9 protein-coding genes are annotated in these 11270 nt (G+C 69.0%); 4 read left to right on the forward strand and 5 right to left on the reverse strand.

What is annotated here, in order from left to right; genetic code table 11:
* Window positions 1–335: 335 nt before the first annotated feature.
* The 4 genes from K7472_RS14685 to K7472_RS14700 are packed head-to-tail and all read right to left on the reverse strand — an operon-like array spanning window position 336 to window position 4485.
* Complete coding sequence (locus tag K7472_RS14685) at window positions 336–1553, reverse strand: beta-ketoacyl-[acyl-carrier-protein] synthase family protein (protein ID WP_222977964.1); 1218 nt, start codon at window positions 1551–1553, stop codon at window positions 336–338.
* The gene (locus K7472_RS14690; protein WP_222977966.1) at window positions 1550–1801 is read right to left on the reverse strand and encodes an acyl carrier protein; all 252 of its coding nucleotides are present in this window, start codon (window positions 1799–1801) and stop codon (window positions 1550–1552) included. The genes K7472_RS14685 and K7472_RS14690 overlap by 4 nt, the downstream gene beginning before the upstream one ends.
* The gene (locus K7472_RS14695) at window positions 1801–2958 is read right to left on the reverse strand and encodes an SDR family oxidoreductase (RefSeq protein WP_222977969.1); all 1158 of its coding nucleotides are present in this window, start codon (window positions 2956–2958) and stop codon (window positions 1801–1803) included. The genes K7472_RS14690 and K7472_RS14695 overlap by 1 nt, the downstream gene beginning before the upstream one ends.
* Before the next feature lie 21 nt (window positions 2959–2979).
* Window positions 2980–4485 (reverse strand): ABC1 kinase family protein, encoded by a 1506-nt coding sequence (locus K7472_RS14700; protein WP_222977970.1) that lies wholly within the window; start codon window positions 4483–4485, stop codon window positions 2980–2982.
* 1017 nt (window positions 4486–5502) lie between these two features.
* On the opposite strand from K7472_RS14700, the gene K7472_RS14705 reads away from it, so the two are divergent.
* The 4 genes from K7472_RS14705 to K7472_RS14720 all read left to right on the forward strand — a co-directional run bounded on the left by K7472_RS14705 (window position 5503) and on the right by K7472_RS14720 (window position 10871).
* Entirely contained in the window at window positions 5503–8445 is a 2943-nt protein-coding gene (locus tag K7472_RS14705) for an aldehyde dehydrogenase family protein (RefSeq protein ID WP_222977971.1), read from the forward strand.
* A 64-nt stretch (window positions 8446–8509) separates the two neighbouring features.
* Complete coding sequence (locus K7472_RS14710) at window positions 8510–8818, forward strand: acyl carrier protein (RefSeq protein WP_222977973.1); 309 nt, start codon at window positions 8510–8512, stop codon at window positions 8816–8818.
* Window positions 8812–10596: a fatty acyl-AMP ligase gene (locus K7472_RS14715; protein ID WP_222977975.1), complete on the forward strand. Its 1785-nt coding sequence runs from the start codon at window positions 8812–8814 to the stop codon at window positions 10594–10596. Before K7472_RS14710 ends, K7472_RS14715 begins: the two co-directional genes overlap by 7 nt.
* Window positions 10593–10871 (forward strand): hypothetical protein, encoded by a 279-nt coding sequence (locus K7472_RS14720; protein WP_222977976.1) that lies wholly within the window; start codon window positions 10593–10595, stop codon window positions 10869–10871. Before K7472_RS14715 ends, K7472_RS14720 begins: the two co-directional genes overlap by 4 nt.
* 6 nt (window positions 10872–10877) lie before the next feature.
* On the opposite strand, the gene K7472_RS14725 is transcribed toward K7472_RS14720, so the two are convergent.
* Complete coding sequence (locus tag K7472_RS14725) at window positions 10878–11171, reverse strand: hypothetical protein (protein WP_222977977.1); 294 nt, start codon at window positions 11169–11171, stop codon at window positions 10878–10880.
* Window positions 11172–11270 lie beyond the last annotated feature (99 nt).

The raw sequence follows: 11270 nt of genomic DNA on the forward strand, positions 1-11270 counted from the left end.
AGCGACGGCAGCACCGGTGTTTTCGCAGTTCTCGCCGGATGTGGTGTTTCCGGTCCCGATGATCGATGTGGCGCAAGCGGTGCTGGCTACTGTCCAGTCGACCGCGAGTACGGCCGCGACGACGGAGCATGCGACGAGGGCACTGCCGGGCTTCATGAGTGGCCTTCCCCTGGGAGACGTTCCGGTCTGTCAACGTCACGAGGCCGACGAGGACACCCTCACCGGATCGCGCCACTCAGCTGTGGGCGCGGCGCCGAGGTGGAAGGCTTGCCATGACGGGTTGCGGCGTCGAGGTGCGACGGGTGTCTCTCGCAAGTGATCTCCCGATGCGGGTCTCAGGCTGAGGTGAGGACGAGGACCGCGTTCTGGCCTCCGAAACCGAAGGAGGTGCTCACGACGGTCTTCAACGAGTCAGCGGTCCGGGGGACGCCGGTGACGAGGTCGATGGCGATGCCGGGGCCGGGACGGTGGTGGTTGGCGGTCGGGGGGATGGTGTGGTGTTTGAGGGTGAGCGCCGCCCCGGCGGCCTCGATGGCGCCGGCGCCGCCGATGGAGTGCCCGATGGTGCCTTTGAACGAGGTGACGGGTGGGTTGTGGGGGAAGAGCTTCTGGAAGACGGATGCTTCGGTCTGGTCGTTGAATTGGGTGCTGGTGCCATGGGCGTTGACGTGGTCGACGTCGCCGGGCTGAAGACCGGCATCGCGCAGCGCGCTTCGGATGGCATTGGTGACGCCGTGGGCCGACAGGGCGGTGATGTGGTGGGCGTCGCAACTGGCTCCGTATCCCGTCAGGTAGGCGTAGGGCGCGTGCCGGCGAGCGGTCGCGTCGGCGGCTCGTTCCAGGACGAGGATGCCCGCGCCCTCGGCGAGGACGAAACCGTCGCGGTCGGCGTCGAAGGGGCGGGAGGCCGTTTCCGGATTCTGGATCCTGGTGGACAGCGCCCCGAGTTGGCAGAAGGCGGCGGACGACATCCGGTTGCAGACGGATTCGGTGCCACCGGCGAGGGCCACGTCGCACTGCCCGGTGTCCAGGAGGGTCTTCGCGGTGCCGATGGCGGTGGCGCCGGACGCGCAGGCGGTGCAGGTGGTGAGACAGGGGCCCTGGGCGTGCAGGTCGATGGCGACTTCACCCGCGCTGATGTTGGGGATGCTGCGCGGTATGCATAACGGTGAGATCTTCCGGTAGTGCCCGTTGAGCAGGTGGCCGTAGTAGCTCTCGTACCGTTCGAGACTCGTGCAGCCGGTTCCGATGACGACAGCGATGCGAGTGGGGTCGTAGCTGGCCGGGCCGAGGTCGGCGTCGTGTGCGGCCTCCCGTGCGGCGATGATGGCCATCTGGGTGAAGCGGTCCAGACGCAGCGCCAGCTTGGGGGTCAGCCGCTTGTTGGCGTCGAGGTCGGGGACGGCGCAGCAGAAGTCGACGGGCAGGCCGGCGAGCCCGGGGTGGCGTCGTGCGGTGGAGCGTCCCGCGAGCAGGCCTCGCCAGGTCGCCCCGGTACCGGTTCCCGCCGGGGTGACCAGGCCGATGCCGGTGATGGCGATGGGATCGTTCATGCGCTGTCCTTGTGCGGTGTGGTGATGGTGTCGAGGAAGGCGCTGACTTCGCCGAGGGAGGAGCCGATGTTGATGTTGTCGTCTCCCACCGGGTGGCCGGTCCGCTCCTCGCAGATGACGGCGAGTTCGGCGAGGGCCAGGGAGTCCAGTTCGAGGTCTTCGAAGGTGGCTTCGGGGGTGATGCTTTCGCTGGGGACGCCGAGGGAGTCGGTGAGGGCCTCTTTGAGCAGGTCGTTGATGTCGCTCATCATGGACTCCTGTGGAGGGGAGGGCTGTTGGTGGTCCGGCAGGCGCAGGGGCTGGCGTGGGTGCCCAGGGCGGCGAGCAGGTAGGGGTGGGTGAGCCGTGGCGGGTCGGGCAGGTGCCACAGGACACGGTGGTAGTTGGTGCGGTCGTAGGTGTGCCGGAGGTGGGTGTAGAGGTGCGCTCCTCGGCTCAGGCGCCGCATGGCGTTCTCCAGCGGAGTGGGGTGGTCGAGGTGCTCGGCCATGGTGAGCCGGACGCACGGCAGTTGCGGGACCAGGGCGTCGAGCAACCGCGGAACGGGCGTCCCACGAGGGTGCACGAGGTGGATGACCTCGGGGCCGGCGCGGTGGGGGAGCGCGGCGTCGGTCAGCTCGACGAGTGCCTGGGCGGCGTGCTCCACCTGGAGGATGTTCAGGCTTGACTCGGGGCTTCCGTGGACGCGTGCGGTGACAGGGTGCGTAGGCGCGAAGGGAGTTGCCTGGGTGCCGCGTGCTGTGGCGAGCTGGAGCTGTCGAGCCGCCGCGCCCAAGGCCTGAAGAGGGTGCCTGGGCGCGCTCGGCTGCCGGAGGCTGTCGGTGGCGAGCACGCTCGGACGGATGATGACGGTCGTCCGGCCCGTGCGCTGGGCGTACCTCCGCACAAGGAGTTCTGCTTCGTGCTTGGTGCGCTCGTACCGGGTCAAGGATGGTCCCGGCGTGGCCTTGACGGCCTCGCGGACGACACCGGTGGTGCCCGCACCCGCGACGTAGGCCGTGCTGATGTGGAGCAGTCGGATATGACGGCCGGCGGCTTCGGCCAGGCGCAGGATGTGGCGTGTGCCGACGACGTTGGTCTCGTTCAGTTCCTCCGGTGATGTGTCGAAGGCCATCAGGCCGGCGAGGTGGGCCAGCCGTGAGGTCTGGGAGGCCAGAGCGGCGTAGACGCGTCCGTCGAGCGCCAGACCCGGATCAGCGAGATCGATCTGGACCGGCTTGACGCGGCGCAGGTGCTGTTCGTCGATGGGCCATCTGGTCGCGGTGAGAGCCGATTTGAGACGTTCGCGAGCCACAGCGGGGCTGTCGCGTCCCAGCGCGACCACGCGGTCGTGGCGGCGCTGGACGAGGTACGCGGCCAGGTAGTGCGAGCCGAAGAAACCTGTGGCTCCGGTGAGGACGAGCATCGTCGGCGGACCCCTTCCGTGTCAGTTGCGGTGAAGGTGACGCCAGACGGCCGCGGCGACGAGCGCGCTCGCGCACATCCGCAGTCGCCGGTCGGTGCGGTGGTCGACCAGGGAGAAGCGCCGTCGCACGGGGAAGTGCTGAAGAGTGAGTTCGCCCGCCGTCAGGCTCCGGCCGAAGGTTCGGGCATCCGCCAGTCCGTTCTCGACGGCTGCGGTCGCGTGCAGCAGGCCGTATCCCAGTCGCGCCGGAGAGATGGTCTCCTCCAGGTAGTGGGCGACGATGCGTGGCGTGTGTCGCACGAGGACATCGGTGACGGAGACCTGCGGGGCGAGGTAGCGGGCGGCTCCCTCGACGTTGGAGAACGACTTGCCCAGCAGGCCGACCATCGGGCTGGTCTGGATGCCGCGTCTGGTGGAGTAGCGCAGGAGAGTCGACAGTGACGCGCCGAAACGCAGGTGCTCGAGGGAGAGACCGTGCAGGGTGGGTACGAGAGAGGCCATGTCCTGTTCGAAGCCCGAGATGTCGGCCCAGGGCGTGGGGCGTCCCATGTCGGTCCATGAGCGGGCGACAGCTCGCGCGTCGTTGTGGGCGAGTCCCAGGAGCGTCATCATCAGGGACATGCTGAGCTGCCGGTCGATGCGGCCCACCATCCCCCAGTCGATCATGGTGGTGGGACCGCCCGGAGTCACGAAGATGTTGCCCGGGTGGGGGTCGGCGTGGAAGAACCGGTGCGTGAAGTAGCCCCGGTACATGAAGGCGATCAGATCCGTCCCGATCCGCTCGCGCTCCTCCTCCTTGAAGTCCGCGGGGTCCGCGTCACGGATGCTGGTACCGGGGGCTCTGGTCTGGATCAGGATGTGGGGGGTCGCGTGGACGACGCGCGGGACCTGGATGTCCGCGGGGGAGCGGACCTCTTCGCGGGCGCGTTCCATGTTGGCGGCCTCGAGGGTGAAGTCGAGCTCGTGTCGCATGGCGTCGAAGATGACCGCCAGCATGGCGTCGAAGTCGATGGTCGCGTTGAGGACGGGGGCACCCCGGGCGAAGAGGCGGGTGATCCGCCGTACCAGCCTCATGTCCGCGGCCATCGTCTGCAGGACACCCGGCCGTTGTACCTTGACGACCACGGGCAGGCCGTCGTGGAGGGTCGCGCCGTAGGCCTGGGCGAGCGACGCGCTCCCGAGAGGGCGCGACGTGTCGAAGTGGGAGAAGCGCTGTGGCCAGCCGGACCCCAACTCGTCGTCGAGTACGGGCCGCAGGCGGGGGAAGGGGATCGCCGGGGCGCTGTCGTGCAGACCTTCCAGTTGCGACGCGACGGCCGGCGGGATGAGGTCCGGACGGGTCGACAGGATCTGTCCCACCTTGATGTACAAGGGCCCGAGGCTCTCCAGGGCGGCACGCAGCCGCGGGCCGCGATCAGCCGCACCAGGTTCCTGGCGCCCCCGCAGAACGCGTAAGCCATCGCTGAGCTCGTCACCGACGAGCTCGGCGAGCACCCGCAGCAGGAGACGACCGCGTCGAGGCAGCACTCTTCCTCCTTCCTGGGCGTAGCCACGTGCTTCCTGGGCGTAGCCACGTGACGGGCGGCCGCAAAGGCGTAGCCACGTGACGGGGCGGCCGCAAAGTCCTTCGGCAGCGGCTTCGATCCGCCGACGCGACCTTCCTCCTGATCTCTTGGTGCCGTTGCCCGAGCCGGTTTTCGTTCTCTGCGCGCCGGAAATCCCAGCGACGTGACACGGCGCAAGGGGATTCATGGCGCCGTCGTTTCCGGTTACCTGTCGGGCGGGGAAGTTCTTCGTCCTCGACCTTCCGGGCGTAATTATCGTCCTCGACTATGCATACCACTCGGGGGCCGGGCCAGCCAGTGGCCAGGGGGCGCACGGAAGCGCTCAAAACAAATACGCGCCTCGGGCGGTAATCCGGCACTACTCGGAAAGAACAAGCGTTCAATTGCCGTATGGCAACATTTGAAAGTCGAGATCATCTGTGCACCGTCCGTCACAACGGTTCCCCGCTCGGACGGCACTGCGGGGGGGGGGCACAACAGGGTGACCGACCCCTCCGAAGGGCCTTCCTCATGGCTGCTGCCTGGCGATGTCCCAGTCCGGTGCTTCCTGAGATGCCGAACGAGCCGGTCTCGCCGCCCGTCTTCTCAAGGCGGGCAGCCCCCGGCCTTCCGTCTCGGTGCCGGTGTCCATCGCCCTCAGTGACACGGATCGGGGAGGTGTTTCTGCGTCGAATGCGAATGGAGTTTCTTCCGTGACGACCAATAGCGTGCACGACATGTCAAACGTTATTTATCGGACATGTTGGTCAAGGTCTTGCCGGGGTGCCTCAGGAAAGCGCACGGTTGAATCTGGCAAACCGGAAAGGGCTCGTGCGGCGACGTATGCCTCCCTGTGTCGCGCGAGCCTTCGGTAACTCCCTCAAAAGGGTCCGCAGCAGTCATGGGCCGCTCTTCGCGTCTCCCCATCGCGTCTTTTCCACGTCGACTTCCGAGTGCGAACCCCCCTTTCTGTCTCTCTTCATTGCCAAGGAGGAAGAGCATGGCTGTGTCCGACGGCTTTCTCACCCGCACGCCGGTGACGGAGGCGATTCCCTACGACTTCGCCTCCTACGTCGCCTGCCGCGAGATGCCGGCCGACGAGGGCTGGGCGTACGCCGTGCGTGCGTCGGCCCTGGTGGACGATCCGCTCGGCGCGACCGCCTATCTGCGCTCCCTCAACGCGGGAAGCATGTCCCCGCAGGAGCTGCCGGAAGTCGTGCTCGGCAGGTGCGCGCTGGCCTCCGGGGCGCAGATGGAACAGGCCCTGCGGGAAGCGTCGCTGGCGGCGCCCACGTGGGCTGCCGTGCCGTTCGAGGAACGGTCGCGCTTCGCGGCCCTGTTCAGGAAGGCCTTCACGGAGCACGCGCCCGAACTGGTCCGCCTGCTCGTCGGAGAGGGGCACCCCCTGCGGCTGGCCATGTCGGAGGTCTCCAACATCCTCGCGTTCTTCAGTCCGGAGACGACCGGCTGGTGCGCCCGCCAGATGCACACGGAGATCGCGGACGGACGGCGGCGTCTGGTACTCCGACGGCAGCCGGACGGAGTGGTGTGCGTTCAGCCTCCCCAGAACACCCCGCTGGTGAGCGTGGCGGCCGCCCTGCAAGCGGTGATCGCGGGCAACTGCCTGGTCTTCCGCCTCTCCCGGCAAGCTCCGTTGGCGGCCATGTACCTCGTCCAACGCGTCGCAGGCCCGGTGCTGGCCGCTCTCGGCGCGCCCGCCGGGGTGCTGTCGGCGCTGTGCGGTGAACCCGCAGCCACCTTGCGGACCTGGCTGGACAGTCCGCTGGTCGACGACCTCTTCTACTTCGGGGACAGCACCCGCGGCCTGCGGCTGGAGGCGGACTGCCTGGCACGGGGGAAGAAGCCCGTCCTCGAACTCGCCGGCAACGACGTGGTGGTGGTGTGGCGCGACGCCGACCTGGACCGTGCGGTCGAGGCCTTGAGCGAGTCCTTCTACGCGGCCGGCCAGATCTGCTGCGCGCCCAACCTGGTCGTGGTGCACCCCGCCGTGGCCGACGTCCTGCTGCACCGCCTGCTCCAGGCCGTCAGCGGCATCCGCCCCGGATACCCGGAGGACCCGGAGGTGGTGCTGGTTCCCTCGTTCAGCAGCGCGGGATACGACCGCGCGCTGGCCGATGCCCGAGGGCAGGGCGCCCACGTGCTGTGCGGAGGACGCCACCTCGACGTCCACGGCGAGGAGCGGGACACGGGGGTCTTCCTGGAACCTGCCCTGGTGCGGGTGGACGGCTTCGAGAAGGCGGGACGGCTGCGGTCCGTCCAGGACGAGACCTTCTTCCCCCTCCTGACCGTCATCGTCCCCGACCCCCGCGGTGACGGCTCTGCGCTCGACGGCGTCCTCGCCTTCGCCGGGGCCAACCCGCACGGCCTGCGCTGCTCCCTGTGGAGCGCGGACGCACAGGTCCACGAGCAGTTCATGCGGCGAGTGACCCGCTACGGCCAACTGCGGATCAACGACTCGCACCTGGTGTGCGGCCCCTACCTGTCCAACCACGGCGGCACGGGCCGCAGCGGCGGAGCCTTCGGCGAGGCCAACTACCCGATGCTGCGCACCAGTCACCTGCAGACCGTCTCCGTCGCCGACGACGTCTCACCGCTGGCGGCTCTGACCGAGGCCTTCGACAAGGAGATCGGCGTCGCCCGCGCGCAGTGCGGACCGCGCGCCGCGGGGCGCGCCACCCACAACCACCCCCGGGGCTGGCCGCCCGAGGACCTGCCCGGAGGACTGCCCGCCCCCTTCACCGAGCGATTCCAGCAGGACCCGCACCCCACGCTGCGCTGGTTCCGCGAGAACCGCCCCGTCAGCCGGATCGCCACCCCCGACGGGCCCGGGTGGCTGCTGACGCGCTACGACGACGTACGCCAGGCCCACCGCGATCCGCGGGTCAGCTGCGACAGCAAACGAACGCCGGCCGGCATCCTGTGGGGCGGCGAATGGCCCGAGGAGCTACGGCAACGCCTCTTCACCCACCTGCTGGACACCGACGATCCCCGGCACGGCGAACTGCGCCGCCTCATGGCGCCTTTGTTCACCCCGAAGCGTCAGACGGAGTGGCAGCGGCACATCGCCCGGATCGTCAACGAGCGCATCGACGCGATGGCTCCCCGGGGCCGGGCGGACCTGCTGGCCGAAGTCGCCTATCCCCTCGGCGCGAACGTGCTCTTCTCCGTCCTGGGCGCACCCGTCCCCGACCTCGTCCAGCTTCGCTCCGTCACCTGGCGCCTGGTGGACTGGAACACCACCGTCCCCTACTTCCGCGCCATGGCGTACCAAGCGGCGGCCATGATCGGCGAGGTCATCGCCGACAAACGGCTGCGTCCCGGCGAGGACCTGCTCTCCCTGCTGGTGCGCGCCCGCGACGACGAGCACCTCATCACCGAGGACGAACTGCACGGCATGTTCCTGTTGATGCTGGTCGCCGGACAGGATCCCAGCATCAACAGCGTCGGGAACAGCATGCTCACCCTGCTGACCCACCCCGAACAGGCCGCCGCGTTGCGTGCGGAACCGGAACTCATCTTCTCCGGAGTCAACGAGCTGCTGCGCTACAACAGCCCTCTGACGTTCACCAGTTGGCGGGGCACCCTGGAGCCGGTCGAATTCAGCGGCGTCACCGTGCCCGCCAACGAATCCCTGATCGTCTCCCTGGGATCCGCGAACCGCGACGCCGCGCAGTTCCACGACCCCGACGCCATCGACCTGCGGCGCAGCCCCAACCACCACGTGGCGTACGGCCATGGAGCCCACTACTGCCTGGGCGCGCAGATCGGCCGGCTCACCGCCGAGACCGCCATCGCGACGCTGCTGCGTCGTCTGCCCGACCTGCGCCTGAACGGTCCGGTGCGCTTCCGGCCCGGCCAGTTCGAACGCGGTCTGGAAGCCCTGCCCGTCGCCTGGGACCCGACCGCCGTCCAGCCCGGCTGACAGCGGACGCCCACCCCGGTGACGGACAGAGGATCGCGTGAACGTCCAGCGAAGGAGACAGGCCGTGGACCGGGAAACCATCCTCACCGAACTGACCGAGATCGTGCGCGACACCCTCGACCTGGCTGTTCCCGAGATCTCCGAAGGCATGTCCCTCGAACGCGACCTGGAACTGGACTCCTTGCGGATGGTCCAGCTCGCCGTGGCCGCTGAGGACCGCTTCGGTGTGATCATCGCCGAGGAGGAGACCTGGGACCTGCACACCATCGCCGACGCCGTCACGCTGATCCAGCGTGCCCTCAGGCGGCAGCGGCCCGCAGCCCCTGACCACGCCGGCGGGCAGACCCGGGCCGAGGACGGGGTGCGATGGTGAGGACCTTCGTGGACTGTCTGCACGAGCAAGCCGCACGCTACGGCCGCACCCGTTGGTACGCGTACGTGGAGGACCACCGCGGGGTCCTGACCGAGACCGGTCGCGTCACCTACCGGGAGCTCGACGGGCGCGCCCTGCACCTCGGCTCGGCGCTCACCGCGAACGACGCGACGGACCGCGCGGTACTCCTGCTCTACCCGGCGGGCCCGCAGTTCCTGACCGCCTTCTTCGGATGCCTCTACGCACGGGCCATCGCCGTCCCCGCGCCCCTGCCCGCCACGGACCCCCGGGCTCTGGAGCGGGCCGAACGCATCATCCACGACGCCGACGTCCGGCTCATCCTGACCGACGCCGCACACCGGGACCGTATCCGGCGCTGGCTGCGGGCAACGGGCCTGCACCACACGGTGCGGTGTCTCGCCACCGACGCCGCGCATCTGCCGCCCCCGCGTCCCCGGACCGCCTTACCCGCGGTGACGCCGGCCACCACCGCGTACCTCCAGTACACCTCCGGCTCCACCAGCGAGCCGCGAGGAGTGGTCGTCTCCCACGGCAACCTCACGCACAATTCCACCCAGATCAACGAACTCATCCGCGCACCCCATGAAGGCACGGGAGCCGGGTGGCTGCCCCACTACCACGACATGGGTCTGGTCGGTCAGCTCCTCCAGCCGCTCTACACCGGCGGCAACATGGTGATCGCGTCCCCGCTGGCCTTCGTCGTCCGCCCGCGCCTCTGGCTCGAGATGATCAACCGGTACCGGGCTCGCGCCACCATGGCACCCAACTTCGCCTACGAGTGGCTCCTTCGCTCCCTGCGGGACGACGATCTGAAAGACCTCGACCTGTCGTGCCTGGAGTGGGCGCTCAACGGTGCCGAGCCGGTACGCCCGAACACCATGCGCCGACTCACCGAGCTCCTCGAGCCCCGGGGCCTCGACCCCCGGGTGTGGGCCCCCGCCTACGGCATGGCCGAAGCCACGCTCCTGGTGACCGGCACGCCGCGGGACGCCGGATCCCATCTCCAACGCTTCGACATCGCCCGACTCGAGCACCACCACGCCGTACCGGCGAGTGGAGCCCACACCACGGAACTCGCCTCCAGCGGCCGTCCGGTGGGCAACGACGTACGCATCGTCGACACCACCACAAGGGCACCCCTGCCCGACGGCCGCGTGGGCGAGATCTGGGTGGCGAGCGCCAGCATCGCCCAGGGCTACTGGCGCTCACCCGAAGCGACCCGACAGACCTTCCACGGCCGACTGGCCGACGGCAGCGGCCCCTACCTGCGCACCGGCGACCTCGGTTTCAGCCTGAAGGGAGAGCTCTACGTCACCGGACGACTCAAAGAAGTGATCATCGTCCACGGACGCAACCTGTACCCGCACGACATCGAGGAAGCCGCCCGGCACGCACACCCGGCAGCCGGCACCGCGGCAGCCTTCGGCCTCCAGGCGGACGGCGAACACATCGTCGTCATCCAGGAGATCCGTGACCAGGACCTCGGCGCGCTCACCGAGTCCGAACTGGCGCAACGCGTCAAGAAGGCCGTCGCCCGGTCCACCGGGGTCCACCCCAGCGTCCTGCTCGTGCCCCGCAACACCATCCCCCGCACGACCAGTGGCAAGATCCGCCGCTCACACCTGAAATCCCTCGTCCTTGCGGGGGAGGCCGCCATCCGTCACGCGGACACCCATCCCCGCGTCGCGGCGGCCCTCACCCCGCAGAACCCTCAAGGCCACATCACACAACCTCAACCGAACGGACGAACGCCATGACCCTGCACAGGATCCACCTGGGACGTTTCCTGCACGAGATCGTCGACGACACCAAGGAGTTCCTGGACGACATCATCGACGCCTTCCAGGACCTCGACCACGACGGACCCGGGCGCAACGGCCTGCGGAGCGGCTCCGCCGGCGAGCGGACCAGGACCGCGCGGCGAGCCGACAGGACCGAGGACGAACCCCTCGAAGCCCAGCTCCAGGAGATCCGCGGCCAACTCCAGCAGATCAGCCGGGCTCTGCCGAAGGCACCCGCCAAGCCCGCCTGAGCGGACTCAGGACCGTCTGCGGCGCGGCTGCACGATGAGCCCTCCGGCGTCGGCGGGCCGCTCGTTCCCCACCACCGACGGGTACGGGGGACACGCCGAGCGGCGGTCAGTGGGAAACGCTCCTGGGGACAGCGCGGCGACTACCCGGGCCCCTTCCGCGCCCACCCGCGCAGGGGCCCACATGCCGACGACGTACAGGGTTCCCCTCTCGGTCCAGACCTCGGCCATCGCGGCGGCGTCATTTTCCGCGGTCTTCATCAGGCCGAGCATGAGGGCCCATGCTGACGTGTCGATCGACATTCCTCGCCATTCCTCAGTCGATGAGCCGTGATCCTGAACCCGGGGCCACGAATGTGTTTCCCGAATGAGGATCGGCGTGAAAGGCCCGGTCGGCGGAAT

Source organism: Streptantibioticus parmotrematis, assembly GCF_019890615.1.
Lineage (GTDB): Bacteria > Actinomycetota > Actinomycetes > Streptomycetales > Streptomycetaceae > Streptantibioticus_D > Streptantibioticus_D parmotrematis.